Consider the following 26,981-nt stretch of genomic DNA (forward strand, 5'->3'; position numbering starts at 1 on the left):
CTCAGGTCCCCCAGCGCAGCGCCGGCGTGTGCACCGGCGCGTCCCACCAGCGGAGCATCTCGTCGTCGAGCTTGAGCAGGGTCGCCGACGCGCCGGCCATCTCGAGCGACGTGATGTACGACCCCACGAGGCTGCGAGCGACCTTGAGGCCGCGGCCCTGCGCGATCGCGCGCGCCTTGCGGTACACGACGTAGAGCTCGAGGAGCGGCGTCCCGCCCATGCCGTTGACGAACAGCAGCACGTCGTCGCCCGGCTCGAACGGCAGGTCGTCGAGGATCGGCTGCATCAGGATCTCGGCCACCCGGTCGGCCGGCTCCAGCATGGCCCGCCGCCGGCCGGGCTCGCCGTGGATGCCGATGCCGACCTCCATCTCGCCCGGGCCGAGCTCGAACGACGGCTTGCCGGCGTGTGGCACCGTGCAGGCGGAGAGCGCGACCCCCATGCTGCGGCCGCGCGCGTTGACCCGTCGGCCGAGCGCCGCCACCTCCTCGAGCGGGCGGCCCGCCTCGGCGGCGCCGCCGCAGATCTTCTCGACGAGGACGGTCGTCCCCACGCCGCGCCGTCCGGCCGTGTACAGGCTGTCCTCGACCGCCACGTCGTCGTTCACGAGCACGCCTTCCACCGGGATTCCCGCCTCGCGCGCGAGCTCGGCGGCCATCTCGAAGTTCATCACGTCACCGGTGTAGTTCTTGATGATGTGGAGCACGCCGGCGTCGCCGTCGACTGCCCGCGTCGCTTCGAAGATCTGGTCGGGCGTCGGGCTCGTGAACACGGCGCCGGGGCAGGCGGCGTCGAGCATGCCGCGCCCGACGAACCCGGCGTGCAGCGGCTCGTGCCCGCTGCCGCCGCCGGAGAGGAGCGCGACCTTGCCCTTGCCCTTCGCCTCCGCGCGCGTGACGAAGCGCGGCGCGGCGTTCACCCGGAGGAGCTCGGCGTGCGCGAGCGCCATCCCCTCGAGCGCCTCATCGACGAGATCGTCCGGCGCATTGATGAGCTTCTTCATCCGGCCTCCGCTCCGTACCCGTTCGGCCCGCGCGCAGGATATCCCCATGCCATTGCCCGCCGCGAGAGGAGATCTTCTGACCGCGCCGTCCTATGATGAGGTCGCCGTGGATCGAATCGCCCCCACGCTCCGCCCCCCTGGCCGCCCGGCGGGCTTCCAGCGCTGGAGAGAGCTGCTCTTCCTGCACTGGGAGACGCCGATCGCCGCGCTGCGCGCCGTCGTGCCGCCTGCGCTCGAACTCGACACCTTCGAGGGCAGGGCCTACGTCGGCGTCGTCGCCTTCACCATGCGCGACGTCAGCCCCTGGTGGTCGCCGAGCGTGCCCGGGATCTCGAACTTCCACGAGCTCAACGTCCGCACCTACGTTCACCACGAGGGGCGAGCGCCGGGCGTCTGGTTCTTCAGCCTGGACGCGGCCAAGGCGATCGCGGTCGTTGCGGCCCGGGTCGGCTGGCACCTGCCCTATCACCACGCCTCGATGGATCTCGACTCGAGGGACGGGGAGGTCCGTTACCGCAGCGAGCGGCGCTGGCCGGGCCCCGTGCCTGCGCGCTTCGAGGCGCGCTATCGCGTCGGCGCGGCGATCGACGGCGGCGCCGCGGCGCCGGGGACCTTCGAGCACTTCCTGGCCGAGCGTTACCTGCTGTTCGCCGCGAGCGGCGGCGCGCTCAAGATCGGGCAGGTGCACCACGCGCCCTATCCGCTCCACCGGGCCGAGGTGACCCACGTCGAGGAGAGCGTCGTCGCCGCGGCCGGCCTGCCCGCCCCGGCGGGGGCGCCGCACGTGCTCTATAGCCCGGGCGTGGACGTCGACGTCTATGCGCTGACGCCCGCCGCGCCGCGCGGGTGACGCCGCCGCGCCGCGGCCGCGCGGTGATCCGATCGCGCTCCCGCGCCGCGATGCCCTGGGGAGCCCGGGAGCCAGCGCGCCGCGGGCACGGCCGCGCCTGCGCCCGCGGGTCAATGCCTCGTGAGCCAGTGGATGACCTGGGACTCGAGGCCCGGCGCCGCCCCGAACCCGAGGCTCAGCGTCCGCGGGAAGCCCACGTGCCCGCCGTGCCGGAGCCACTGCACGTCGAGCAGCGGCGAGCGCGGGTGGGCATCGATCGCCGGCCGCACCGTGTCGAGCGGCACCATCGGGTCGGCCTCCGCCGCGACGATCAGCGACGGGACGGCGATGTCGCGGAGGCGCGGGGCGGCGCTCTCGCTCGTGTAGTAGGCCTCCGCGCTCTGGTAGCCGAAGCGTCGCGTCATGATGCGCCGGTCCCATTCGCGGATCGTGCGAATGGCGAGCGCCTCGTCGAGGGGCACGGGCACGGCGCGGCGCGAGGCGACGGCGGTGTACATCTCCTTCAGCCCGGCCATCACGTGCCTGCGGTAAACCCACCGTTCGGGCTGATCGATGGCGGCGACGGCTCGCTCCAGGTCGAGCGGCGGGCAGACGGCCGCCACGGCGGAGACGCGCCCGTCGAGCGAGCCCGACGCCGCGTAACGGAGGGCGATATGCCCGCCCAGCGAGTAGCCGAGGACGAGCACGCGCTCGTACCGGTCGAGCTCGGGGGAGGTGATGGCGGCGTGGAGATCGGAGAACAGGCCAGCGTGGTAGATGTCGTCTCCGTCGCCCCCGGCGCCGCGCAGGTTGATGCGCAGGCAGGCGAGCCCCGCGCGCTCGGCCCTCAGGGCGGCCTCGACCACATAATAACTCTCGCTCGTACCGCCGAGCCCGTGGACGACGACGAGGATCGAGCCCGCGTCTTCTCGGTGGCGGATCCTGCCGAGCAACCGGACGGGCCCGGCAGGAGTCTCATCGACGTGGACCGAGAAGGGGGAAGACGGAGCGAGCCGCGGGGCGTGAATCTGATGCTTGAGCCAGGGAGCGACCGTCCAGAAGTGGCCGTGGAGGATGCGCTGCATCATCCCGTTCGTAACACGGGCGACGCAGCGTTTCTATTTCACCCGCTCTCTCAGCGACACACGACCTCCGGCGAGCCGCTGCAATCGTTCCGGCACACGTCGCAGTGGGCGCACTGGAGCATCGCGTCGTAGAGGGCCGCGCTGGCCGGGTCTGCCGTCCTGCAGGCCTCCTTGCAGGCGGCCGTGTCGCACGTACGGAAGCAGCTCACGTACTCCATGCACGGGATGCTCTCCGTGCACGCCGAGAGCTCGTCGGCGCAGCTGGTCTCGAGCGCGCACCGGGTGCACCCCGAGCTGCCGTCGCCGCAGGTGCCCGAGCCGTCGCATACCGGCGGCGGGACGGCCCGCTTCACGTTGAGCGTGAACGCGCCGTCGCTGGTGTCGGTGGAGCCGTCCACCACGACCACGACGGTCTGACCCGCCGCGAGCGTCACCGTGACCTCCGACTGCTCGACGTCCGTGTCGTCGTTGCACGCGAGCTGAGCCCCCCCGCAGGTCGCGTCGTGCACGTGGAGCATCGTGTCGAACGCCGATCCGAACGTATCGAAGGTGTAGTCGCCGGCGACCGGCGCCGTGAACGCGTATCCCGCGTCGGGGCTGCTCGATTGGCGGCAGGCCGTCGTCACGGTCGGCCGCACGCTGTTGGGCCGGCCGATCGTGCTGCCGGTGATCGTCTGCGGCACCGACGAGGCGAGGGTCCCCGCCGGGCAGCTCGGCGCGCTCGCCCGCGTCACGCTCAGCTCGAAGGTGCCCGCCTGGCCCTCCGCGCCGTCGACCACGATGTAGACGGTCTGGCCCATGGCCAGATCGGCCGTGATGACCGCGCTCGGGTCGGCGCTGCACGCGAGCTCGGAGCAGCCCGTCGCGTCGAGGAGGGCGAGGACGACGCTGTAGCCGGAGTTCGTGCTGTCGAACGAGTAGACGCCCGCGGTCGCGGCGGTGAACGAGTAGATGCGCTCGCCCGAGCTCGCGGCGGAGCACGTCGGGGAATAGGTGTTCGCCTGGCCCGCGGTCGTGCCGTTCACGATCTGCGGCACGGCGCTGCCGAGATCGTTGCCCGGGCTCACCGTGCACGCGCACGCCCCGGCCTGGCAGACCTGCGTGTCGTTGCACGCGGCGCCGCACTCGCCGCAGTGATCGGCGTTGGTCTGGAGGTCGACGCAGACATCGACGCCGTCGCAGGCCGTGAGCCCGGAGCCGCAGCCGTCCTGGCATTCGCCGGAGACGCACGTCTGGTCGTCGGTGCACGCGGTGCCGCACTCGCCGCAATGCCCGGCGTCGTTCTGGAGGTTGACGCAGGCGCCGTTGCAGTCGGTGAGCCCCTCCGAGCACTCGCCGTCCTGGCACTCGCCGGACTCGCAGGTCTGGCCGTCCGTGCACGCGGCGCCGCACTCGCCGCAGTTGCTCGGATCGGACGCGACGTCGACGCACGTGCCGCCGCAGTCGGTGCGCCCCGCGGCGCAGCCGCCCTGGTCCTGGCACTCGCCGGCCTCGCAGGTCTGCCCCGCCTCGCAGGCGTTGTCACAGCGGCCGCAGTTCGCCTCGTCGCTCTGGGTGTCGACGCAGCTGTCGCCGCACGCCGCGAGGCCGTCGTCGCACGCGGCCACGGCCACACACTCGCCGTCGCGGCAGGTCTGATCGCTGCCGCACGCCACGCCGCACGCGCCGCAGTGGCTCGTGCTCGTGCCCGTGTTGATACAGATGCCGTCGCACTCCGTCTCCGGCGCGACGCACGCGCTCGTGCTGGGGCCGCCGTCCGAGCACGATGCCACGGAGGCGAGCGCCGCCGCAGCGAGCCAGAGCAGGGTATACGTCGGCGCGAGCCTGAAGCGCGATTTGAGCTTTTCCATGAACCTTCCCTCGGCAGAGTCGCCGACGACGGGGGTCGTAACGCGGAGCTACCGGGAGGATACGACGATGGCCTTCCAGGATGTCAATGCTTGCAGCCTGAATCCCGCGCGCAGAGCGTCGATCGTCGTCTGCGCCGGCGCGTGCGCGCGCCGTTTTGCCACCGTCGCACACCTTGACCACAGGGTGCGCTGCTCGGGCTGGCCTAGGCGTGCGTGGCCAGGCCAGCCCGCGCCCGCGCTCTCCGGAGGGGCGGGAGGCAGCGCGGATTGTCCTGGCGCGGGAGGCGGTCTACGGATGGATGGCGCGCGCGAGGGCCTGCCATGACGCAAACCGCTCCGAGCACCGACCGATTCCCCCCTCAGATCAAGTACATCATCGGAAACGAGGGGTGCGAGCGCTTCAGCTTCTACGGGATGAAGAACATCCTAACGTTCTTCATGATCAACATCATGTTGATCCACGAGCATGTGGCCAAGGCCAATTACCACCTGTTCGTGAGCGCCTGTTATTTCTTCCCGCTCCTCGGGGGATTCCTGTCCGACCGCTTCCTCGGGAAATATCGGACGATCCTCTGGCTCTCGCTCGTCTATTGCGCGGGGCACGCGTGCCTCGCGGTCTTCGAGAGCCGTCCGGCCGGCTTCTACGCGGGGCTCGCGCTCATCGCCCTCGGCTCGGGCGGCATCAAGCCCTGCGTCTCGGCGCACGTCGGTGACCAGTTCTCCGAGGAGAACAAGCACCTCGTCAAGAGCGTGTTCGCCCTCTTCTACTGGATCATCAACTTCGGCTCGTTCTTCGCGTCGGCGCTGATCCCGAAGACGCTGGAGTGGTGGGGGCCGAGGGTGGCGTTCGGGATCCCGGGCGCGCTCATGTTCATCGCGACGCTCGTGTTCTGGATAGGGCGCGACCGGTATGTGCACGTGCCGCCGACCGGCAAGAACCCCCACTCGTTCCTTCGCGTCCTCTGGGACGCTGTCCGGGTGGGGCGCGACGCGCGTGGCAGCGCCGCGCGCGGGCACTTCCTCGACGCCGCGCGCGGCAGGCACCCGGAGGGCGCGATCGACGGCGCCAAGGCCGTCCTGCGGGTGGTGACGATCTTCGCCCCTATCCCGGTGTTCTGGGCGCTGTTCGACCAGAAGGGGTCGACCTGGATCGTCCAGGCGACCCGCATGGATCTCGAGGTCCTCGGCCACAAGCTCGCTCCGTCGCAGCTCATGGCGCTGAACCCGCTCCTCGTGATGCTGATCATCCCCTTCAACACGATGATCCTCTACCCCGCCCTCGAGCGGCGCGGCGTCCGCCTCGCGGCGCTCGGCCGCATGACGGCCGGCATGGCGATCGCGGGGCTCTCGTTCGTGGCGGTCGCCGCCATCGAGCTCGCCATGACCTCGGGTGAGCGCCCGAGCGTGCTCTGGCAGGCCGGGCCGTACCTGCTCATCACGTTCGCCGAGGTGCTGGTGTCCACCACGGGCCTCGAGTTCGCCTACTCCCAGGCGCCGCGGGAGATGAAGAGCACCCTCATGAGCTTCTGGAACCTCACCGTGACGGTCGGCAACCTGATCACCGCCGGCGTGGCGGCGCTCAACGTGTTCACGGGCGCGCTCCAATACCTCTTCTTCGCGGCGCTCATCCTGATCGCGGCCGTCGTCTTCGGCCTCCTCGCCCGGCGCTACGTGGTGGTCGACTACTTCCAGCGGACGCCCCCGGGCGCGTCCGTCCCTGCGTCCTGACGCGTCGCGCCGGTTCAGCCCTCGCCGCGCCGCTCCTCGTCCTCGGGCTCGCTCGCATGCGCGGGCGGGATGCGGACCCGCACCGTACGGATCTGCCGCGGGCTCGCGTCGACGATGTGGAGCTCCGCCCCGTCCGGGGTCGTCACGACGTCGCCGGGCGCGGGGATGCGCCGGGCGAGCCCCAGGCAGAGCCCCGCGACCGTCGACCAGCGGACGTCGTCCGGCAGCGCGATCGCGAGCTGTCGGCTGACCTCGTGGACCGGCATGTCGCCGGGCACGAGCGCCGACCCGTCCGGCTCGCGCCGGATCGTCTCTGCGTGGGGCGGGTGCGCCTCGTTCTCGGCGAAGATCTCGCCGACGAGCTCCTCGACGAGGTCCTCCATCGTGATGATGCCGATCATGCCGCCCTGCTCGTCCACGACGACGGCGAGCTGGAGCCGGCGCCGCTTCAGCTCGGCGAGGAGATCGACGGCCGGCATCGACCCGACAACGAAGTACGCCGGGCGCAGGATGCTCTCCAGCGAGAACTGCCCGTCGCCCCACAGGAGCGCGAGCACCTCCGGCATCGTGACGTAGCCGATCACGTTGTCGTTCGACCCCTCGTAGACCGGCATCCGCGTGTGGCCGTGCTCCAGCACGGCGCGCTGCACCTCCGGGGCGGCCGCGTCGCGCGGGAGCGCCACGACGCGGCCGCGGGGGAGCATCACCTGGAGCGCGGTGAGCCAGGCGAAATCGATGGCGCGGGACGCGATCTCGCCGGCGCGCTTGTCGACCGAGCCCGCCTCGGCGGCCTCGTCGACGATCTGCTGGATCTCCTCGGGGGAGAGGCGCGCCTCGACGAAGTTCGTGCGGTCGCCGAAGAGCCTCAGCACCAGGTTGGAGCTGGCGGTGAGCAGCCAGACGAGCGGGCGGGCGAGCGACGAGAGCCCGCGGAGCGGCGGGCCGACGAGCATCGCGTACCGCTCGGAGGCGCGGAGCGCGAGCGACTTCGGGACGAGCTCGCCGAGGACGAGCGACAGGAAGGAGACGAGCGCGACCACCGCGGCGAACGCGAGCTCGTCCGCCGCGTCCCCGACCCACGGCACCGCGCGGAGGACCGGCGCGAGGTCCTTCGCGAGGGTCGACCCGCCGAAGGCGCTCGCGGTCGCGCCGACGACGGTGATGCCGATCTGCACGGTGGCGAGGAAGCGCTCCGGGTTGCTCCGCAAGCGCTTCACCGCCCACGCCCGGCGGCTCCCCGACTGGACGAGCTGGTCGAGCCGCGTCTTGCGGACGGTGACGATCGCGATCTCGGCGCCCGAGAAGACGCCGTTCACGAGCACGAGGGCCAGGATGATGAGGATTTCCGAGAGAATGGCGGCTCCCTCCGCGGCGTTCCCGGGCGCAGGCATAGCGTGTCGCTCGCCCGGACGGCAAAGGCGCCGGGCCCGCGGCGCACGAAACCCAGGCGGCCGTGGCTGCAGCGTGCCGCGGGCCGTGAATTGCGCTCGTGATGAAATTTTCTGAAGGGATCCGCCAGGCGCGGCGGGTCGGCGCGTCGCCAGGCGCGGCGGCCGCCGCGCCGTCACGCACGGCGGCGGGCGCTGCGCGGAAAACTCACGCGGCCTTGCTGGCTCGCCGGTCCCGCACCGCCTGCGCGAGCAGCTCGAGCACCGGAACGGTGTCGTTCCAGCCGAGGCAGGCGTCGGTGATGCTCTGGCCGTAGGTGGGGAGCTTGCCCGGCGCGAGATCCTGCCGGCCTCCCACGAGGTGGCTCTCGATCATCACGCCGAGGATGTCCCGCGAGCCCGAGCGCAGCTGGTCGGCCAGGCTCTCGGCCGCGATCCTCTGGCGCGCCGGATCCTTCTGGCTGTTGCCGTGGCTGCAGTCGACCATCAGCCGGCGCGGCAGGCCCGCCTTGGTCAGGCGATCGGCCGCCTCGCGGACGTGCTCGGCCGCGTAGTTGGGCCCGCGCTGCGAGCCGCGCAGGATCACGTGACACGACGCGTTGCCGCGCGTCGCCACGATCGCCGAGATCCCCTGCTTCGTCACGGAAAGGAAATGGTGCGCCTCGCGCGCGGCCCGCACGGCGTCGACCGCGATCTGGACGTCGCCCTCGGTGCTGTTCTTGAAGCCCACGGGGCACGAGAGCCCGGAGGCGAGCTCGCGGTGGATCTGGCTCTCGGTCGTGCGCGCGCCGATCGCGCCCCAGGAGATGAAATCGGCGATGAACTGCGGCGAGATCGTGTCCAGGAACTCGGTCGCGCTCGCGAGGCCGAGCTCGGCGATGTCGCGGAGCAGCCCGCGGGCGACGCGGAGCCCCTTGTTGATCGAGAAGCTCCCGTCGAGGTCGGGATCGTTGATCAGCCCCTTCCAGCCGACCGTGGTGCGCGGCTTCTCGAAGTACACGCGCATGATCACGAGCAGATCATCGCTCAGCCGGTCGCGCGCCTCCCGGAGCTGCGCGGCGTACTCCAGGGCGGCCTTGGGGTCGTGGATGGAGCAGGGGCCCACCACCACGATGATCCGGTCGTCGTCGCCCGAGATCACGCGCTCGGCGGCCTTGCGCGTGAAGGCCACGGTCTCGGAGGCCGCGGGGCTGACGGGGATCTCTTCGATAAGGATCGCGGGGGGGATCAAGGGCCTGAGCCCTGCAATACGAAGGTCGTCGGTCGAGTAGTACATCGTTGAGGCTCCAGCATAGCGCGACGACATACGCCCCGACTACCCGCGCGTGGGCCGGAGGCGCTTTCTGGTCGTTGTACGGCGCCCCGTACTCCCGTTTCCGTACGCCTTGCGATCGGCCTGAAGATTTGTCTCGCAGGCGCGGGCGGGCTATCGGGCCATGGGGGGCCGTCGGATCCGGGCTCACGCTGGCGTTCGCGCGCGCGCTGGCCCGACCGCGCTGGCGGCCTCCGCCGGTCATATGCGCGCTGGCGAGTGCGCCCGCTCCCCGCCCGGTCGCCGCAGGAACGGGGCGCCCTTCGGCTGCGTGCGGCAGGGCGCCGCCGGCCGCTTCGTGCCCGCCGTGGTCGAGCGGGCGGGTCGCTCTACCAGCGCCGTCCGGCGTGGGGTGTTCGCCGAGCGTGTGGCGCTCGCCGAGCGCGCCGCCTCGGTGACGTCGCTCGCCGTCGGTCGCGGCGGTCGTTGCTGCCTGCGCTCTGCGCGGGGCTCCTCGAGCAGCGCGCGCAGGGACGCGAGCGCGCGCGTGCGCCACTTGTACGCCGTCGACAGCGGGATCCCGTGTTGTTCGGCGACCGTCGCCATCGGCACGCCTTCGATGTCGTGCGCGATGAGGATCTGCTGCTCCTCGGCCTGCAGCGACCTGAGCCGCGAGAGGATGAGGGAGCGCGTCTGCTCTGCGTCGATCTGCTCCTCGGCGTTCGGGCGCTCGTCGGCGACGCGGCGCGGGGCGTGGCCGGAGGACAGCTCTTCGCGCCGGTGGTGCGCGCGGTCGCGGTAGTGGGCGGCCACGTGGACCGTGATCCTGTTGAGCCACCGCTCCGGTCGCGCGCGGAGCGGGTCGTACGATGGGAAGCTCTGGTATCCGGCGAGGAACACATCCTGGAGAATGTCTCGCCGATCGCGGCGTGGGACCCCGAGCCGCCTAAGCCAATTCCATACGGAGTCGTAGGTCTTCCCCCGAAAGAGCCGGACGAAGGCCCGCTGTCTATCCAGCGGCATCGACGGTGCGAGAGTGCGATGCGGTTGTCCCATGCTCGCTTAGTTAGGAGGAGCTGATCTCCCATCTCAAAAAAAAGCCACCGGCTCTGAAAATTGATCTTCTGTGCGCGCGCGATCCCCCGCAACTCACCCCCAAGCGCCGCGGACGGGAGAGCAGTAGTCGTCGGCGGTTGGGATGGGTCGTGTCCTGTACAGGAGAGCAGCACTGAAGTCGTGCCTTGCCATCCGAGCAGTGCTCTACAGCGGTTTCCGCCCACCTCAGCTACATGCCAAGTAGAGCGGCGGTCTCCCGCACAGGAGACGGGCCCAGATCGGCGTTTTCGGCGCGCAAGCGCACTCCGGTGCGCTGAGCACCGAAAACGTCGAGGTGGGCCCGTATCCGAAGCGGGTGACCGTCGCTCTAGAGCAGCGGGCGTGGCCCGGCGGCAGCCGTCCTGGCGCGTAGCGCGCGTAGCGCAGCGTTCCTCTCGGCGGTGAGGCGGCCAGCTGGGAACCTCATCCGGTGCTCGATCAGGCGGCGCTTCGCCTCCGCATAGTGACCGCGCGACAACGCCGTGATCGCGCCGTCGATGAGGGTGCGCTCCGCGGCGATCTCCTGATCGTTCGACGCCCCAGACGGTCCCGCGTGGGGCAAGGTAGCTCCGCCCGCCGTACGGGGCGCGCCCTTCTGCGCGCGCAGCGCCGCGCTGGTCGCTCGCGAGCTCCCGGCGCCGGCGATCCGGCCGCCCTGCGGAGCGTCCGCCGCTGCAGCTGCGCCGGGCGGCGGCGGCAGCGCGGCCGGGGACGGCGGCGGCAGCGCAGCCGGGGACGGCGGCGGCAGCGCAGCCGGGGACGGCGGCGGCAGCGCAGCCGGGGAAGGCAGCGATAGCGTGGCCGGGGACGGCGGCGGCAGCGCGGGCGGGGGCGTCCGGATGACCGCCATGGCGAGCCCGGTTGCGGCGCGCGCTCCGGCGGCGGCCGGCGTCGAGGCGGCGCGCAGCGCGCCTAGCGTGAGCGCGATGACGGCGGCGGCGCTCGCAAGCGGGACTGCGATGCTCGCTGCGATATGGAGCGAGCCTGCCCGCGTCGGCGCGCTGCCCTCGATCGGGAGCTTGCATGACCACGGAGAGAACACCCGGCGAACGCTGCGGTACAGCCTCGTGAGCCACGTTGGCGCGCCCTCGCCTCCCGTGCGCGCCTCCTGGACGAGCGCGCCGGCGCTGAAGGGGATGAGCGCGAGCCCGCGGCCGCGCTGCCGCGCCTGCCAGCGACGCATCGCCGCCTCGATGTCGACCCAGGCGAGCCGGTGCCGGCTCCACGCGGTGCTCAGGGGGATCGACAGCTGCTGGGCGATCTCGGACATGTCGATTTCCTCGAGCTCATGGGCGACGAACACGCAGCGGCGCTCCATGGGCATCTCCTGGAGCAGCTTGTCGAGCACGCAGCGCCGGTCCCTCGCGATGGCGTGCTGCTCGGAGTCGGGGGTGACGTCAGGCAGCGCCGCGAGATCGTCGAACGGCCGGAGGCGCTCGTGGCGGCGGTGAGCCCGCCGGAAATGATTCGACGCCTGGTGGGTCGCGATGCCCATGAGCCACGACCGCACGGTGCCCCGGCTGGGATCGAACCGCGGCAGCGCACGGTAGGCGCCGGCGAGGACCTCCTGGGCGACGTCCTCGATGTCCTGCGCGCGAACCCCGAGGCGGGCGAGGTAGCGGGCGATGAACGAGAAGTGCTCGTCGGCGATCTCCGCCATGCGGGCGTGGGAAGGCTCTGCGGATGTGTTCTTGCGTGACTGTGACCCCATCTCTGTTCCCCCCTCGAGCGTGGCGACGGCGTCGTCGCGAAGCTTGTCAATGCGCTGCCTCGGCACCCCGAGGGAGGGCAGCGCGACGCGCGGGCGCCTCGCTCCGCGGATCGAGATTCACGTCCAGACGGAGGCCCACGAGCCCGCCGTAGGCGGGCGGGGTCCAGAGCACACCTTCCTGGCTCTCGACGCGGAACTCCGAGAGGCGCAGCACGATGTCGCCATAGAACTGGATGGCGAGCCGATCGGAGATCGGCATCTCGATGCCGGCGCGCGGCCCTGTGGCGAGCCAGAGCGACGAGGTGTCGATGATCCTGGCGTCGGTGCTGGAGGTGGTCACGACCCCGACCGACGCGACGGCACAAGCGAAGAGGTGACGGCGCTGCGAACACGGCATCACGTTCGCCGCCGCGAGCCAGGTCGAGATGCTCGTCGCCTCGTCGAGCTGAATCGTGACCGGCAATTGAACGTGGCCTTCCATGCCGAGGGTGAAGGATGGATAGCGGAGCGCGACATGGAGCGCCGTCCCGGCGGTCGTCTCCTGCAGGGTTCCGAACACCGCGGACCCCGCAAGGCCGATCCTGACGTCGGGCCACGCCCGCCGCGCGGGCGCGGCGGCAGCGGCGTCGGGCGGGGGCGGGGCAGGGGAGGGCGGCGGTGGGGGCGGGGCGGGGGGCACGTGGAGGCTCGGATCGAGCGCGACGCGGAGCGAGAGCGCCATGTTCATGACAAGCTCTTTGCAGTCGTCGTGATAGACGACCAGGTGCCGAGACCATGCGATGGACCCATCCGCGTCGTAGAGATCCATGGTGGCGTGTATCTCCCTCCCTGGACCGCGGAAGACAAGGGCCTTGGCCTGCGCGGCCGCCTCGGGCTCCACCGGGTCATAGCCGAGCTGCCTGGCCATCTCCTCGCGCAGGAGCGCCTCGCCCGGGCAGCGCTCGGCCCCTGGCGCGCGCCGGTACTCGAGCTGCACTGCGGCGCGGGGCGGCGCGGCGCCGGCGCGCCAGGGCCACAGCAGGGCCGCGGCCGCAGCGACGAGCCACCACGGCGCTCGGACGCTAGCTCCGCTCGCCCGAAGTCCGGCCAGGGATTGCCGACGCGCGGAGCTGGGTCGGTCCTGCGTTGCCGCGTCAGCCCCGGTGTCTCTTGCTGATGCTGCTGACATGGTGCTCATCGCGGCGTGGTGACCGCTTGTTCAGGCCAGGTGTCATCGGCCGCATCCCGTCCAGGGAGCGGCCAGTGTGACTCGCTCAGAAGGCATCCACGGGGAGCACGAGCCCCACGCCGACCACGCCGGAGAGCGGAGGGACCCGCCATACCTCTCTGTTGTTGACCCAGAGGGACGGACGGCTGTGGTTCGTGTGCAGCTCGGCGAACCCGCGCAGGAACAGCTGCTCGGAGAAGCGCCAGTCGCCCGCGACCCGCAGGCCGACCGAGCTGACCCACGGCTGGCGCGCTTGAATGCTGACGCCGGGGTCGCTCGTGATCCGCAGCTCGCCGGCGTCGAAGACGGCGCACACCGACAGGACCCCGCGATGACCGCAGATGTCGAGCGTCGGCATCGCAAGGCTCGCATGGACCAAGACGCCGTCCGCGAAGGTGTCCGCCAGGGAGGTGAACATCCGCGCCTCGACGCCGATCGACAGGCTGGGCCAGCGGAACGCCGTGGCGAAAGAGGCCCCTCCGCCGAGCGCGGGCAGGAGGCCCACCGCGAGCAGCGGTGACGCGGAGATCTCGCCGCGGAACATGTGGTCGTCCTCCTGAGTCTCCCGTCCCGATTCAGACCGAGGCGTATCCGCGTGCACCGGGGTCGTCGCCATCAAGACAACGAGCACGGCGGCACAACCGGCGCGTCGCATCGGCGTCCCGGCTAGGGCGGGATCGGTGCGGTACGGAGCGGAGTGGACACCTCGACCCGATGCACGCCGCTGTCTCCCGTCCGGCCGCAACACCCCGCCATGTGGCCCCCCTCTTCACCGTCTCCGGCGCCCGTAGGACAGTGCACCTCTGCCGCGTGACGGAGGCCGGCTCGACGTCGCCGCTCCCACGTCGTGATCCTGTAGATACTGACTTTGGAGCGCACGTAAAGGCTTTTGTGTGCGCTCTCGAGCGCGCGGGTCGCATTGCGTTTTGGCTCGTCGATTTCTCCCTATCGAGAGATTTTTCCGTCATGCCCACGGATCCATCTACTTGGCGCCTTTGCCTGACATCGCAGGTTCTGGTCAAGCCCGACTGTGGTTCAGGAGAAGCCCGAATCGTGTGGCTCGGGCGGCGCTGCGCCGCCCTTCGCGGCGCGTCACCGTCACCCGTTCTCGCCTGGACGTGTTTGGCAGCAAAACGTGCTCGGACCGGTGACGACGATCTCGCCTCGCAGCTCTCCGCCGCTCGGCTCGCAGCTTCCGGGCTGGTTGACCTGCCAGATAGCCCTCATGCTCTTGGGCGTTTCCCCGGGCTTGGCGGCGACGCACCCCGGGGCATGGCTCGAAGCGGTACCGGCGGTGATCAGCTCGCCGCAAGCGCCGTCCCGGAAGGAAAGGAGCGCCAGGGAACACTCGCTGCCTGTCGGAGGACCGCACTCACACGGCGTGCAGTGGCGTTCGTCCCTCATGCCGTCGTAGAGGACGACGTCCTCCGGGTAATCTTCCGGGCAGGTCACCTCGCCCTCGCCGAGGTGCATGATGCACTGAGCGAAGCCGTGTTCCTGAACGGGCGGCACGCACGTCTTCGACGGAGAGGCGCACGTGCGTTTCTCGGGGATGCCTCCGCACGCAACGCCGGAGCGATACCACCGCAAGCTGAACTGTGGCACCGGGGGGGGCTCGATGCTGGCTTCGCAAGGCGTCACTCGGGTCGCGCCGAGGACGAGCGATTGCTGATCGTTCACCAGGGCGTCGCTGGGCACCACGCAGGTGCCGTTCAGCATGTCCCGGGGCTCATGCACCGACACCGGCGAGCCACCGCACTTCAACGAGGCGGCCGTCCTGAGATCGGCGGGCAAGGCGCAGGCTGGCTCGCCGCACCGACATGGGCTGCACGCGAAGGGGAAGTCAGCGGCCTCGTACCCCCTGTACACCCTGGTCGGGGCGCTGCCGGGGCAGTTCGGCTCGTCCACCGTTCTGCCGACCCAGAGCAGCGCCGGGCCATAGAAGCCCTCCGGAGCCGGCTCGACACACTGGTCGCCGCTGCACGTGTCGTCGCATGCCGAGATGCACGCGTCGCGGTCGGGCTGGTTTCTACACACTTTCGCGCATGTCCGACATTCCGCTATGCAATCCCAACGGTCGGGCCCGTAGGGCTCGCTTTTACATTGATCCACGCACGTCCCGCATTCCGCTAGACACGCGTCCTGGTTGGGCACGTTCTCACACTCGGTGTCGCATGTTTCGATAGTCTCTCTGGTGTAGAAGCAGCCTGGGAGGCACGCGGTGAACAGCAGCGCAAGCGCGAGAGAGGTAGTCTTCATAGACCTCCTGTCGGGAAGAGCTCGCAGCCCGCTTTACTACAGACGCGACCGTTTCAAGCGAAGATGGGCCGGGATACGCCCGGAATGACCCCTCTCGACGCATTGCGATCAGCGCCGAGAAATTCCAAGAGAACGCCAGCCGCGGCGATTTTTGTCAGCGCAGCCCGGGCTTGAGCGCAGCGAGGCACCTCGTGAAATGAAGACACGCTGGGCCACGTAAGCGCTCGGTGTCGGAGTGCACCCTCGACCCAACTCCTGGGTGACCGAGCGCGCTCCTGCGCAACCCTGCGCGACCGAGCGCAGGCCGCGGCGCTCAGGCGCGAGCCAAGGCGACCGGGCGCACCGCGTCGGAGGGGGTCGGTTGGGCTCGGATGCGCCCGCGCCCGATCGCAGGAAGGCGAGCCGCGTGTTCCCAGGCGGCGTACTGGGCCGGGCTCAGACGCTTGAACCCTGCGTCACAAGCGTCACAAGCGTCACAAGCGTCGAAAGCGCTCGCGGGGCGTGCGCTTGCTGCGTTAGGCTCCGATCCTGATGAGTGGGGATCCACCCGATAGCGAGCGCGGGCTGCATCAGGCCGGGCTCCGTCCTCAGGAAGAGATGGGCTCGCGGGGGGCGGCGAGCGGCGCGCCGGTCCCCTCGGCGACCGTCTCGCTCTCCTCCGGGCGGCGCTACGAGATGGAGGTGACGTCGGCGGGCGATCGGCTCGTCGTCCGCGGAAGGACGGGTGAGATCGTCCTGCAGATGGAGATCACCGACGCCGGTCCGGTGCTGTCGTTCGCGGCGCCCGACGGCGAGCGCGCCGGTTCACGGCGAGGCGGCCGGGGGAGCGCCTCCTCCGCGCCGCCGCGGCGCGCGGCCTCGCCGCCGCAGTCTGTGATCGTCCCCACGTCGAGCGGAAAACGCCCCCCCTCGGAGGGCGAGGCCGACGAGACCGTCGAGGTGCCGCGGGCGCTGCCGCTGCCCTCGATCAAGCTCCCGCCGGAGGCCGAGCCGCTCGAGCTCGATGGCGGCAACGCGCGGTCGGGGGTCACCCTCCGTGGATCTCCCGGCGAGCTCGACGCGAGCGGCGCCGTGCCGGCCGCGCCGGCGCTGGCGACGCCGAGCGGTGCGGCCCCTGCGCCCGCCTCGCGGAGCGACCTTCCGGGCGCGCGGAGCGCGCTGCCCTCGCTCAGCCTTCAGCAGTACGCGGTCCTCTGCGCCGAGTCGTCGATCGGAGCGGCCTCGTCGTTCGACCAGGCGCTCCTGCGCCACGGCATCGCCGACCGCGACCTGTGGAAGGCCGTCGATCGCAGCTGGCAGGATCGGCTCGAGCGCGAGCCGATCCTCACGTTGCGCTGGATGGAGCTCACGACGCGCTACCGCGAGCACCTGACGCGTCGGTGAAGCTCGCGGCGTGATGCAGCGCGGATACCTGCTACAGCAGCGCCCCGCTCATGCCGGGCAAGCTCCCGGAATCTGGAAGGCGAGGCAGCGGAAGAAGAGGAAGAAGACGCCTGAACCTCTTTCCGTCATCTTCGTCTTTCTGTGAACATCCCAAGAAGTGGCGCTGGTCCCGGGAGAGCGCGCGAGCTACCGCAGCCAGCCGTCGGTGTCTGGAGTCTCAGTGCAGGGTCTTCTCGAAGCCATCAGGAAAGCCTGTCTTCCGGGCCTCTGGTCCCAGGGCGTCAAGCTCGCCCGTGAGGGCGCTGCCTTCGGACGGGAGGATCGCGGCGATTCCATCGTGGTCCGCGTCAAGGCGGCCGGGCAGCCCGTTGCACCCACCGTCACCCTCTACCCAGCGGACGCCGAGTGGACGTGCGACTGCGGTGGAAAAATCGACCCCTGCGCGCACGCTGTCGCGGCGACGCTGTCGCTCTCGCAACCGATCGCGCAGGGCCAGCCGGCGGCGCAGGGCCAGCCGGCCGCGCAGGGCCAGCCGGCCGCGCAAGGCGGCGCGACCGCCGCGGCTGCGCCGCCGGCGCGGCTGCGGTACCGGCTCCGGCGCAAGGGGCTCGTGCTCGCGCTCGAGCGAATGATCGTGCACGCGAGCGGCGCCGAGGAGCCGCTCCGGGTCTCGCTCGCCAGCCTCGCTGGCCGCGCCGTGCGGGCTCCAGCGAGCCCGGAGCGGCCGGGGCCGAGGCTGCCCGAGCTCTACCCGACGCACGAGGACCTGGCCGTCGACCGCCTCGTCGGCACGAAGCAGCACGGCTACTTCCCCTCGGATCGCCAGCCCGAGCTCTTCGCGGCGCTGGCGGGCGTCGCGGACGTGGAGCTCGACGGCGCGCCCGTGCGCATCTCCAGCGAGGCGATCGGCCCTCGCGCGGCGGTGCGCGATCACGACGATGGCGCAGCGCTCGTCGTGGAGCGGGACCCGCGCGTCGACGAGGTGATCGCGTCGGGCGTCGTGCGGTGCGGCGGCACGCTGCACCTGCTCCGGGAGATTGACCTCACGGGGCCGAAGCTCGAGCGGCTGCCGCTCCGGCGGGTGTTCCCGCGGGGGGACCTCGGCAAGCTGGTGACCGACGTCCTGCCGGAGCTGACCAAGCGCGTCCCGGTCACGATCCAGAGCCAGCGCCTGCCCCGCGCGGGCGGCGCGTCCCGGCCGCGGATCCTCCTGGAGCTCAGCCAGAAGGAGCACACGCTCTCCGTCGTGCCCAGCCTCGTGTACGGCGACCCGCCCGAGGCGCGCATCGAGAACGGCCGGCTCGTGCACCTGTCCGGCGCCGTGCCCGTCCGCGACGAGCCCGCGGAGCGCATGTTGCTGATCCGGCTGCGCGACGAGCTCCACCTCATCCCGGGACGCCGGGTCGACTTCGACGGCGTCGAGGCGATCCGCTTCGCCTCGCGCCTCGAGTCGTGGGACGCCCGCGCCTTCGCCGACGCGCGCGGCGAGATCTTCGGCAAGGCCGCGCTCGTGCCGCGCTTCGTCATCCAGGACCGGGCCTTCGACGTCGAGTTCGAGCTCTCGGCGGGGAGCGACGACGGCGCGGGCGACGAGGGCGACGGCGCCGGCGCGCCCCCGAAGCGCGCGGACGCGACGGCCGTGATCCGCGCGTGGCAGGACGGCCTGCCGCTCGTGCCGCTCCTCGGCGGCGGGTGGGCGCCGCTGCCCTCGGCGTGGCTCGACAAGTACGGCGCGCGCGTCGCCGATCTGCTCGCGGCGCGGCGCGAAGACAAGGAGGTGCCGCCCGCGGCGCTCCCGGCGCTGGCCGCGCTGTGCGACGAGATCGAGTACCCGCGCCCGTCGGGCTTCGACAAGCTCATGCCGCTGCTCGACGGCTTCGCGTCGCTCCCGGAGGCGCCGCTGCCCTCCGACCTGACCGCGACGCTGCGCCCCTACCAGCGACGCGGCGTCGACTGGCTGTCGTTCCTGCGCGACGCCGGCCTCGGCGCGGTGCTCGCCGACGACATGGGGCTCGGCAAGACGCTGCAGACGCTCTGCTCGCTGCGCGGGCGGACGCTCGTCGTGTGTCCGCGCAGCGTCGTCCACAACTGGGCCGACGAGATCCGGCGCTTCCGCCCGGGCCTCCGGTTCGCGATCTACCACGGCACGCGGCGCGCGCTCGATCCTGCGGCCGACGTCACGCTGACGACCTACGCCGTGCTCCGCAACGACGCCGAGCTGCTCGCGGCGCAGGCCTGGGAGGCGGTGGTGCTCGACGAGGCGCAGGCGATCAAGAACCCCGACAGCCAGGCGGCGCGGGCGGCGTTCGCGCTCCGCGCCGAGCTGCGCGTGGCGCTGAGCGGCACGCCGGTCGAGAACCGGCTCGAGGAGCTCTGGAGCCTGCTCCACTTCACGAACCGCGGCCTCCTCGGCGGGCGGAGCGCCTTCCAGGAGCGCTACGGCCGGCCGATCGCCGAGGGCGTGCAGGGCGCCGCGGCCGAGCTGCGGCAGAAGATCCGCCCCTTCGTGCTGCGGCGGCTGAAGGGCGAGGTGGCGCCGGAGCTGCCGCCGCGGTCGGAGATGGTGCTCTACTGCGAGCTCGAGGAGGCAGAGCGCGAGCTCTACGACGCGGTGCGCGCGGCCACCCGCAAGGACGTGGTGGAGAAGCTCGCGGAGGGGGCGAGCGTCATGGCGGCGCTCGAGGCGCTGCTCCGCCTGCGCCAGGCGGCCTGCCATCCGGCGCTGATCCCGGGATCGAGCGCCGGCGGCGCGGCGCCGGCGGCGCGGACCGTGCCCTCCTCCAAGGTGACGCGGCTGATCGAGGCGCTCGAGGAGTGCGTCGCGGACGGCCACAAGGCGCTCGTGTTCTCGCAGTGGACCTCGCTGCTCGACCTCGTCGAGCCGCACCTCGGCGCGGCGGGGATCCCGTGGAGCCGCCTCGACGGCGGGACGCGCGACCGCGCCGGGGTGGTCAACGAGTTCCAGTCGCCGGGCGGCCCGCCGGTGATGCTCATCTCGCTCAAGGCGGGCGGCACCGGCCTGAACCTGACCGCGGCGGATCACGTCTTCCTGCTCGATCCCTGGTGGAACCCGGCGGTCGAAGATCAGGCGGCCGATCGGGCCCACCGTATCGGACAGCACCGGCCGGTGATGGTCCACCGGCTCGTCGCGAAGGACACGGTGGAGGAGGGGATCCTCGCGCTGCAGGAGCGGAAGCGCGCGATCGCGGGCGCCGCGCTGGGCGAGGCGGACAGGGCGGCCTCGCTGACGCGGGAGGATCTGCTCGCGCTGCTGGGGTAGCGCACATCGATCGCGGCCTTCCGCGCGGCGCTCCCCGTCGTGTCGCTCGCGGGCGGGCGCATCGCCGCGGACTCTGGTGGTGCACGCGTTGCGCGCGTTGAGCCGCCATGGGATGAGCGGGTGTGATGCGAACGTTCATCCTCCGCCTCGCCGCGCTGCTGGCGCCGCTCGCTGCGTGCACCGTCAACGGTCCGCGCGAGCCGGCGCCCGAGCCGTCATCACCCGTGGAGCCCCCGGCGCCGCTGTCCACCGCGGCGCCGGGCGCGCCCGCGCCGCAGGCTTCGGCCACGGTCACCGCGACGACCCAGGCGCCGGCCACGACAGCGCGGACCGCGCCCGGCGAGGAAGCGCTGTTCGGCACGTGGAGCTCCGCCGCGTGCGGTCCGCGCAAGTACGAGCGCCGGCTCTCCCTCGCGAAAGACGGCAGCTTCGTCGCCGAGGATCGCGTCTCTCCCTGCCCGCCGGGCGCGGTGTGCGTCTGGTCGGGCATCGTCCATCGCAAGGGGGCGTTCAAGCGCGCCGACAGGACGCTCCTGCTCTCGGTCTCCGAAGGGTCGCAGGGGCCGGGCGCTCACCCGTTCCCGACCACGCTCACCATCGATCCTTCGACGGGCGCCCTCGCCGAGACCGGAGAAGGCGGCGCTCCCTGCCCCTACGCGCCCGCCGGCCAGTAGCGTCCTCTGTGCGCGAACGCACCGCTCTCAGCACCCGCACGCCTTCTGGACCGCTCCAAGGAGGGCCTCGTAGCGGATCGGCTTCCTGAGCAAGGGTGTTCCGGGCGGCGGGGACGTGATCGACGCGGCCGACAGGACAACGACCGGGATGCCCGCGAACCGCGCATCGCGCCGCATCCGGTCGATCAACTCCACACCGTCCATGACGGGCATCAACAGGTCGACGAGCATCATATTCGGCCGCTCGCCGCGCTCGAGCAGCGCGAGCGCCTCCGCTCCGTTTCCAGCCGTCATGACGCTGTAAGCGCCGTCTTCCTCGAGCGCATCGCGAAGCGAGATCTGAATATCCTCGTTGTCCTCCACCAACAGGATGTGCTTCATCGTGTCAGCTTAAGGAGATTTGGTCTCGGTGTCATCGAGGTTCCCACGTTGTCGAGGCAACTCCACAGTAAAGGTCGAGCCGACGTCAGGTTCACTCGCGACGGACACCGTCCCACCCATGGCCCCGACGACCTGCCGCACGATCCACAGCCCGAGGCCGAGCCCGCCGTAGTGCCGCTCCGAGACCGCGCGCTCGAACTGGTTGAAGATGATGGCCTGGTGCTCGGGCGCGATGCCGATGCCCTGGTCCGTGATCGTGAGCCACGCGCGGACATCGCTTGACCACACGGTGATCGTGATCGGACGCCCACGGCCGTATTTGAGCGCATTGGTGAGGAGGTTGTTCACCACCTGGTCGAGGCGCCTGCGATCCCAGCCGCCCGTGGCGTCGGCGGCGAGCTGGAGCGACATCGAGTTCCTGGCGAGGTCGTATTTGTGCTGCTCGACCACCTCGCACACGACCTCCGCGAGGTCGACCTCCTGTATCTGAAGCTCGATCCGTCCAGCGGCGATGCGCGAGACGTCGAGCAGGTCGGAGACGAGCCGTTCCAGGCGGTCGATCTGCCGCTCCACGACCGATAGCTTGATGACCAGGCGCTCGGGCGTGAGGCGGTCTGCGCGCGCGGCGCGCGCCGCGCGCAGCACGCTCTCCACCTCGGCGCGCAGCGGCGTGATCGGTGTCTTGAGCTCATGGGCCGCGACGGCGAGGAAGATCTCTCGCGCCCTCACGGCCTCTCGCGCCTGCTGGAGCATCACCTCGCGCTCCTCGGCCGCGATCTTCTGCTCCTGGATGTCGGTGCAGGTGCCGAACCACTTCACGATCCGCCTGGCCGTGTCGTGCAGGGGCAACCCGCGCACGAGGAACCAGCGGTAGACCCCGTCGCTGCGCCGCATTCGGCACTCGATCTCGTAGGCGTCTCCGCTGGCGAAGCTCTCCTTCCAGCGCGCCACGACCCGATCCGCGTCCTCGGGGTGGATGGCGGCCGTCCAGGCCGCGCCGCTGGGCAGACGCTCGCCGACATACTCCGCGAAGCGCCGGTTGAAGTAGTCGAACTCCCCGTCCGGCGTCGCGGTCCATACGAGCTGGGGAATGGCCTCCGCGAGCGCCTCCCGCGTGTTCTCGTAGAGCGCCGAGAGCTGGCGGTTCAGCTCCTCCCTGCGGAGCTCGTCCTCGCGTGTGATACGCGCCGCGCCCGCCATCGCGACCACCTTGGGCAGCAGCGGAAAGAGCAGGATCGCGGTGCCGACCGAGGCGATCGCCGTGATGGCCCGGAGGGCCCCATCCAGCCAGTACAACGGCTGCCAGATGACCCACACATCCATGAAGTGCGTGAACCCACAGGCAACGATGAAGGTGCCGAACGCGAGGTACACCCGCTGGAAGGGGATGTCCCGGATGCGCCGGACCAGATGGGCGAGGGTCAGGGAGATCGAGAGATAGGCGAAGCCGATCGCCAGGTTGGTGATGACCTGCAGCCAGACCATGCCCGGCTGCCAGAAGTAGCAATGGCCATGGGGCATGAATTCCGTCGCGAACAGACTGTGTGGCGACTCGAGCATAAGATCCTCTGCTGGAGTTTCCGAGGGCTCAGGGTGATGTGAGGACGTAGTGTACAATCCTTGGCTGGCGAACAGGACGCGGCTCGCGCGACTCGTCCACGGGGCTCTGGGCGCGGCGCGGCGCGGCGCGGTGCAGAGCGGAGCGGAGCGGCGCGCCGCGGTGCAGAGCGGTTAGAAGCGTGCCGGCAGGACCCGAAGCGCCGCTGCGGTTCGCGCGCGGTCTCCCGCGTGCTATGCACGCACGCTTCGATGAGTCCCGACCGCGAAGCCGCCGGCGCAGGCCGGCCGTTCACTGCCGCCGATCTCGACGCTTGCCTCAAGGTGCTGGAGGCCGTGGCCCTCGATCGCGCGCAGCTCGCCGCCATCAGCTCCGAGGACCGCCGCCGGCTTCTCCTGGCCGCTGGCCGCGTCTCGCGCCCCGAGCGCGCCGAGCAGCGAGAGCTCGCCAGGGCGTTCCGCAAGCGCGACCGGCACGCGCAGAAGTCCGCCGACGCCGCCCTGCTCGATGCGGTCGGCATCCGCGTCGCCCGTCGAGAGCCGGTGTTCCGTACGCCGGACGCGCTCGCCCAGGCAGCGCCCCCGCTGTCGTGGGCCGACCCCGCCGAGGAGCCCGCGTCGCCGCCCGAGGCAACCGAGGAGCCCGGGCCGCCGGCCGAGCCGGGCGCGCCGGAGCTCGCGCGGCCGCGCAAGTGTTACGTCTGCAAGGTCGAGTTCCGCAAAGTCCACTTCTTCTACGACGCGATGTGCGCCGCGTGCGGCGACTTCAACTACCGCAAACGCAGCCAGACCGCGCCGCTCGACGGCCGCATCGCGCTCGTCACGGGCGCGCGCGTCAAGATCGGCTATCAGGCGGCGATCATGCTCCTCCGCGCCGGCGCGCGGGTCATCGTCACGACCCGCTTCCCGCACGACGCCGCTCGCCGCTTCTCGGCGGAGCGCGACTTCGACGCCTGGGGATCACGGGTCGCGATCTACGGCCTCGATCTCCGACACACGCCGAGCGTCGAGCTCTTCACGCGCCACCTCCTCCACACGCTCGACCGGCTCGATTTCATCATCAACAACGCCTGTCAGACCGTGCGGCGACCGCCGGGCTTCTACGGCCACCTCATCGAGGGCGAGACCGCGCCCGTCCGCTCCCTCCCGCAGGGCGCTCAGCCCCCGCTCCGCGAGTACGACGCGCTCCGCGCGTGCGGCACGCTCCCCCTCGTCGCCGGCGCCGACCCCACCGCGGGCCTGCGCGAGCCCGCCTTGCTCTCCCAGATCCCGGCTCCGGGCGATGAGCGCCTCGACGAGCTGCTCTTCCCTCAGGGGCGCTACGACGCCGATCTCCAGCAGGTCGATCTCCGGACGCTGAACAGCTGGCGGCTCACCCTCGCCGAGGTCCCGACCGTCGAGATGCTCGAGGTGCAGCTCGTCAACGCGGTCGCCCCCTTCGTCCTGAACTCCCGGCTGAAGCCGCTCATGACGCGACGGCCCACGTTCGACAGGCACATCGTCAACGTCTCGGCGATGGAGGGGCAGTTCTACCGCCGCTACAAGACGGACAGGCACCCTCACACCAACATGGCGAAAGCCGCGCTCAACATGATGACGCGCACGTCCGCGCCCGATTATGTGAAGGACGGCATCTTCATGAACAGCGTCGATACCGGGTGGGTCACCGACGAGGACCCCGCGGCGCTCGCCGCGCGCAAGCTCGAAGAGCACGGCTTTCATCCGCCGCTCGATATCGTCGACGGCGCCGCCCGCATCTGCGACCCCATCTTCGCCGGGCTGCTCAGCGGCCAGCACGCGTACGGCCAGTTCTTCAAAGACTACATGCCGACCGACTGGTAGGCGCCGCCCGCGCCAGGGCGCGCTCCTACCCTCAACAACCGCCCGTGCAAGGCACCCGGCGACGAGCTGGTCGAGCTGGGCCCGCTCGCCCGATCGCGCGGTGCACCCGGTCTCTCACGCTGCCTGCCTGACGCGCCGTCTGCGCGCCTCCGACGTCCTGTTCAGGTCGCTTGACGCTGCGCATCCCTTTCTTGACAGTCGAAACAGCCCGCTGATAAGCGATAACTTAACACTTACCACCAGGAGGGAGCGCTCCGTATGGAGATCCTGATTCACAACCCGCTGACCCGCTTCCTCATCCAGGCGTTCTTGATCATTGCCTGCGCGAGGCTCGTGGGCCTGGTGGCCCGCCGGATGGAGCAGCCGATGGTCATCGCCGAGGTCACGGCGGGCATCCTGCTCGGCCCGTCGCTGTTCGGCTGGCTCTTCCCCGATGCGTCGGCGGTCCTGTTCGCAAACGATTCGCTGCCGCTCCTGAAGCTGGTGAGCGAGGTCGGCCTCATCGTCTTCATGTTCCTCATCGGGCTGGAGCTCGATCCGAAGCTCTTGCGCGGGCGGGGCCACGCCTCGGTCATCATCAGCCACACGAGCATCGTCGTGCCGTTCGCGCTGGGCGGGCTCCTCGCGCTCTACCTGTACCCCCGGCTCTCCGACAGCTCCGTCCCGTTCTCGTCGTTCACGCTGTTCATGGGCGTGGCCATGAGCATCACGGCGTTCCCGGTGCTCGCGCGCATCCTCACCGAGCGGCGCCTGCTGCGCACGAAGGTCGGCGCTCTCACCATCACGTGCGCCGCCGTCGACGACGTGACCGCCTGGTGCATCCTCGCGTTCGTCGTCTCGATCGCGCGCGCCACGGGGCTCGTGGGCGCTGTCTGGACCACCGTCTTCGCCGTCGCCTACATCGCCGGCATGCTGTTCCTTGTCCGCCCCTTCCTCGTCCGGCTCGGCGAGCGCGGCTCCAGCAAGGAAGGGCTCTCGCAGGACCTCGTCGCCGTCACGCTCCTCCTGCTCATCGTGTCGAGCTGGATGACCGAGATGATCGGCATCCACCCGCTGTTCGGGGCCTTCATGCTCGGCGCGATCATGCCGAAGGGCACCGGCTTCGCGCAGAGCCTCGCCGAGAAGCTCGAGGACTTCGCGGTGGTCTTCCTGCTCCCGCTGTTCTTCGCCTACAGCGGCCTGCGCACGCACATCGGGCTGCTCAACTCGGCCGACGGCTGGATGATGTGCGGCCTCATCATCCTGATCGCCTGCGTCGGCAAGTTCGGCGGCAGCGCCGTGGCCGCCCGCTTCACCGGCCAGAGCTGGCGGGAGGCCAGCGCCGTCGGCATCCTCATGAACACCCGCGGCCTGATGGAGCTCATCGTCCTGAACCTCGGCTTCGATCTGGGCATCATCTCGCCCAAGCTGTTCACGATGATGGTGCTCATGGCGCTGGTCACGACCTTCATGACCTCGCCGCTCCTGCGCTGGATCTACCCGCCGGAGGAGCTCGCCAAGGAGCTCGCCGACGTGCCGGAGCGGACGCCTCTGCCCACGGCAGCAGAGGTGTTCACCGTGCTCATGTGCGTCTCCTACGAGCGCTCCGGCCCCGGCATGGTGACGCTCGCGAGCGCCCTCGCCGGCACGGGCCCCGAGGCGAGGCGCCTCTACGCCCTGCGCCTCATCCCGCCGACCGATCGTGGCTCGTTCTACCTCGAGCAAGGGCTCGAGCGGCAGGGGACGGCCGCGCTCGCGCCGCTCCTGTCGCGGGCCAAGGAGCTGGGCGCCGAGGTCCGGCAGCTCTCCTTCGTCTCGCCCAAGCCGAGCCACGACATCTGCAACGTCGCCGACGTGAAGCAGGCCGACCTCGTGCTGGTCGGCTGGCACAAGCCCATCCTCAGCCAGACCGTGCTCGGCGGCACCGTCTACGAGGTCATGCGCGGCGCCCACACCGACGTCGGTGTGCTCATCGATCGCGGGCTCGCCGCGGTCCGCAAGCTGCTCGTGCCGTTCCACGGCACGTTGCACGACAAGGCGGCCCTCTCGCTCGCCCGCCGGCTCGCGCAGCAGGTCGGCGCCGACGTCACCATCCTCCACGTCGTCAAGCCGAAGCGCAGGTCCGACGACACGCTCGGCGCGCAGCAGACGGTCGACGAGGTGTTCGAGGGCGAGGAGGGCGGCGCGCTGCAGAAGTCCAAGGTGCTTCTCAAGGTGGTGGAGCACGACTCCCCCGCGGACGCGGCCCTCGAGGAGGCGAAGCGCGGCTACGATCTCGTCCTCGTCGGCGTCGGTCCCGAGTGGGGCCTCGCGCAGCGCCGGTTCGGGATCCGCGCCGAGCACATCATCCAGGGGTGCCCGACCTCGCTGCTCGTCGTGCGCCACTACGAGCCCGCCGCCGTGTCCGCCCCCGCCGCGGCGCCCGTCCCGAAAGTCCTCCCGACCGCCCTCGCGGTCGAGCCCGATCGCTCCTGAGGC

The 26,981-nt window shown here is 70.9% G+C and carries 19 protein-coding genes; 7 read left to right on the forward strand and 12 right to left on the reverse strand.

The features are described 5' to 3' along the window. Position 1 precedes the first annotated feature (1 nt). Positions 2 to 1,003, reverse strand: a complete 1,002-nt coding sequence (gene dhaK / locus WME73_RS13890) for a dihydroxyacetone kinase subunit DhaK (RefSeq protein WP_437745940.1) — start codon at positions 1,001 to 1,003, stop codon at positions 2 to 4. A gap of 106 nt (positions 1,004 to 1,109) precedes the next feature. Here dhaK and WME73_RS13895 point away from each other — a divergent pair, with 106 nt between their 5' ends. Further along, on the forward strand, positions 1,110 to 1,853 hold the full coding sequence (locus WME73_RS13895) for a YqjF family protein (protein WP_437745941.1): 744 nt from the start codon (positions 1,110 to 1,112) through the stop codon (positions 1,851 to 1,853). A 110-nt stretch (positions 1,854 to 1,963) separates the two neighbouring features. On the opposite strand, the gene WME73_RS13900 is transcribed toward WME73_RS13895, so the two are convergent. Further along, positions 1,964 to 2,920 carry a YheT family hydrolase gene (locus WME73_RS13900; RefSeq protein WP_437745942.1) on the reverse strand — a complete coding sequence of 319 codons (957 nt, stop codon included), beginning with the start codon at positions 2,918 to 2,920 and terminating at the stop codon, positions 1,964 to 1,966. A gap of 47 nt (positions 2,921 to 2,967) precedes the next feature. Continuing rightward, positions 2,968 to 4,767, reverse strand: a complete 1,800-nt coding sequence (locus WME73_RS13905; RefSeq protein WP_437745943.1) for an MXAN_6577-like cysteine-rich protein — start codon at positions 4,765 to 4,767, stop codon at positions 2,968 to 2,970. Between the two features lie 321 nt (positions 4,768 to 5,088). On the opposite strand from WME73_RS13905, the gene WME73_RS13910 reads away from it, so the two are divergent. Further along, the gene (locus tag WME73_RS13910; RefSeq protein WP_437916008.1) at positions 5,089 to 6,495 is read left to right on the forward strand and encodes a POT family MFS transporter; all 1,407 of its coding nucleotides are present in this window, start codon (positions 5,089 to 5,091) and stop codon (positions 6,493 to 6,495) included. Positions 6,496 to 6,509: 14 nt separating this feature from the next. On the opposite strand, the gene WME73_RS13915 is transcribed toward WME73_RS13910, so the two are convergent. From WME73_RS13915 to WME73_RS13945, 7 genes are all read right to left on the reverse strand, one after another. Beyond that, entirely contained in the window at positions 6,510 to 7,886 is a 1,377-nt protein-coding gene (locus WME73_RS13915) for a hemolysin family protein (protein ID WP_437745945.1), read from the reverse strand. 205 nt (positions 7,887 to 8,091) lie between these two features. Beyond that, a complete protein-coding gene (locus tag WME73_RS13920; protein ID WP_437745946.1) occupies positions 8,092 to 9,159 on the reverse strand; it encodes a 3-deoxy-7-phosphoheptulonate synthase in 1,068 nt (355 codons plus the stop codon). Between the two features lie 237 nt (positions 9,160 to 9,396). Next, positions 9,397 to 10,191 carry an RNA polymerase sigma factor gene (locus WME73_RS13925; protein ID WP_437745947.1) on the reverse strand — a complete coding sequence of 265 codons (795 nt, stop codon included), beginning with the start codon at positions 10,189 to 10,191 and terminating at the stop codon, positions 9,397 to 9,399. Positions 10,192 to 10,558: 367 nt separating this feature from the next. Continuing rightward, positions 10,559 to 11,890, reverse strand: coding sequence for an RNA polymerase sigma factor (locus WME73_RS13930; protein WP_437916009.1), 1,332 nt, complete (start codon positions 11,888 to 11,890; stop codon positions 10,559 to 10,561). A 97-nt stretch (positions 11,891 to 11,987) separates the two neighbouring features. Beyond that, positions 11,988 to 12,917 (reverse strand): hypothetical protein, encoded by a 930-nt coding sequence (locus WME73_RS13935; RefSeq protein ID WP_437745949.1) that lies wholly within the window; start codon positions 12,915 to 12,917, stop codon positions 11,988 to 11,990. A 277-nt stretch (positions 12,918 to 13,194) separates the two neighbouring features. Continuing rightward, complete coding sequence (locus tag WME73_RS13940) at positions 13,195 to 13,692, reverse strand: hypothetical protein (RefSeq protein ID WP_437552330.1); 498 nt, start codon at positions 13,690 to 13,692, stop codon at positions 13,195 to 13,197. A gap of 554 nt (positions 13,693 to 14,246) precedes the next feature. Then, on the reverse strand, positions 14,247 to 15,407 hold the full coding sequence (locus tag WME73_RS13945; RefSeq protein WP_437916010.1) for a hypothetical protein: 1,161 nt from the start codon (positions 15,405 to 15,407) through the stop codon (positions 14,247 to 14,249). Between the two features lie 531 nt (positions 15,408 to 15,938). On the opposite strand from WME73_RS13945, the gene WME73_RS13950 reads away from it, so the two are divergent. The 3 genes from WME73_RS13950 (at position 15,939) to WME73_RS13960 (ending at position 20,744) form a co-directional block, all read left to right on the forward strand. Then, complete coding sequence (locus WME73_RS13950) at positions 15,939 to 16,790, forward strand: hypothetical protein (protein WP_437916012.1); 852 nt, start codon at positions 15,939 to 15,941, stop codon at positions 16,788 to 16,790. 220 nt (positions 16,791 to 17,010) lie between these two features. Continuing rightward, positions 17,011 to 20,070 (forward strand): SNF2-related protein, encoded by a 3,060-nt coding sequence (locus tag WME73_RS13955; protein ID WP_437916013.1) that lies wholly within the window; start codon positions 17,011 to 17,013, stop codon positions 20,068 to 20,070. A 125-nt stretch (positions 20,071 to 20,195) separates the two neighbouring features. Further along, positions 20,196 to 20,744 carry a hypothetical protein gene (locus WME73_RS13960; protein WP_437916014.1) on the forward strand — a complete coding sequence of 183 codons (549 nt, stop codon included), beginning with the start codon at positions 20,196 to 20,198 and terminating at the stop codon, positions 20,742 to 20,744. A gap of 27 nt (positions 20,745 to 20,771) precedes the next feature. On the opposite strand, the gene WME73_RS13965 is transcribed toward WME73_RS13960, so the two are convergent. Further along, positions 20,772 to 21,125 (reverse strand): response regulator, encoded by a 354-nt coding sequence (locus tag WME73_RS13965; protein WP_012235137.1) that lies wholly within the window; start codon positions 21,123 to 21,125, stop codon positions 20,772 to 20,774. Between the two features lie 9 nt (positions 21,126 to 21,134). Continuing rightward, positions 21,135 to 22,646 (reverse strand): PAS domain-containing sensor histidine kinase, encoded by a 1,512-nt coding sequence (locus tag WME73_RS13970; RefSeq protein WP_437916015.1) that lies wholly within the window; start codon positions 22,644 to 22,646, stop codon positions 21,135 to 21,137. Between the two features lie 288 nt (positions 22,647 to 22,934). Here WME73_RS13970 and WME73_RS13975 point away from each other — a divergent pair, with 288 nt between their 5' ends. Both WME73_RS13975 and WME73_RS13980 read left to right on the forward strand, forming a co-directional pair. Continuing rightward, positions 22,935 to 24,524 carry an SDR family NAD(P)-dependent oxidoreductase gene (locus tag WME73_RS13975; RefSeq protein ID WP_437916016.1) on the forward strand — a complete coding sequence of 530 codons (1,590 nt, stop codon included), beginning with the start codon at positions 22,935 to 22,937 and terminating at the stop codon, positions 24,522 to 24,524. A 258-nt stretch (positions 24,525 to 24,782) separates the two neighbouring features. Then, positions 24,783 to 26,978: a cation:proton antiporter domain-containing protein gene (locus WME73_RS13980; RefSeq protein ID WP_437745956.1), complete on the forward strand. Its 2,196-nt coding sequence runs from the start codon at positions 24,783 to 24,785 to the stop codon at positions 26,976 to 26,978. Positions 26,979 to 26,981 lie beyond the last annotated feature (3 nt).

The sequence above is a fragment of the Sorangium sp. So ce302 genome, from assembly GCF_051530145.1.
GTDB lineage: Bacteria > Myxococcota_A > Polyangia > Polyangiales > Polyangiaceae > Sorangium > Sorangium cellulosum_B.

Bases quoted from the DNA above. Each gene is read 5' to 3' on its own strand.
- dhaK (WP_437745940.1), bottom strand. From the start codon at position 1,003: ATGAAGAAGCTCATCAATGCGCCGGACGATCTCGTCGATGAGGCGCTC.
- WME73_RS13900 (WP_437745942.1), bottom strand. From the start codon at position 2,920: ATGATGCAGCGCATCCTCCACGGCCACTTCTGGACGGTCGCTCCCTGG.
- WME73_RS13905 (WP_437745943.1), bottom strand. From the start codon at position 4,767: ATGGAAAAGCTCAAATCGCGCTTCAGGCTCGCGCCGACGTATACCCTG.
- WME73_RS13910 (WP_437916008.1), top strand. From the start codon at position 5,089: ATGACGCAAACCGCTCCGAGCACCGACCGATTCCCCCCTCAGATCAAG.
- WME73_RS13915 (WP_437745945.1), bottom strand. From the start codon at position 7,886: ATGCCTGCGCCCGGGAACGCCGCGGAGGGAGCCGCCATTCTCTCGGAA.
- WME73_RS13920 (WP_437745946.1), bottom strand. From the start codon at position 9,159: ATGTACTACTCGACCGACGACCTTCGTATTGCAGGGCTCAGGCCCTTG.
- WME73_RS13925 (WP_437745947.1), bottom strand. From the start codon at position 10,191: ATGGGACAACCGCATCGCACTCTCGCACCGTCGATGCCGCTGGATAGA.
- WME73_RS13930 (WP_437916009.1), bottom strand. From the start codon at position 11,890: ATGGCGGAGATCGCCGACGAGCACTTCTCGTTCATCGCCCGCTACCTC.
- WME73_RS13940 (WP_437552330.1), bottom strand. From the start codon at position 13,692: ATGTTCCGCGGCGAGATCTCCGCGTCACCGCTGCTCGCGGTGGGCCTC.
- WME73_RS13945 (WP_437916010.1), bottom strand. From the start codon at position 15,407: ATGAAGACTACCTCTCTCGCGCTTGCGCTGCTGTTCACCGCGTGCCTC.
- WME73_RS13950 (WP_437916012.1), top strand. From the start codon at position 15,939: ATGAGTGGGGATCCACCCGATAGCGAGCGCGGGCTGCATCAGGCCGGG.
- WME73_RS13960 (WP_437916014.1), top strand. From the start codon at position 20,196: ATGCGAACGTTCATCCTCCGCCTCGCCGCGCTGCTGGCGCCGCTCGCT.
- WME73_RS13965 (WP_012235137.1), bottom strand. From the start codon at position 21,125: ATGAAGCACATCCTGTTGGTGGAGGACAACGAGGATATTCAGATCTCG.
- WME73_RS13970 (WP_437916015.1), bottom strand. From the start codon at position 22,646: ATGCCCCATGGCCATTGCTACTTCTGGCAGCCGGGCATGGTCTGGCTG.
- WME73_RS13975 (WP_437916016.1), top strand. From the start codon at position 22,935: ATGAGTCCCGACCGCGAAGCCGCCGGCGCAGGCCGGCCGTTCACTGCC.
- WME73_RS13980 (WP_437745956.1), top strand. From the start codon at position 24,783: ATGGAGATCCTGATTCACAACCCGCTGACCCGCTTCCTCATCCAGGCG.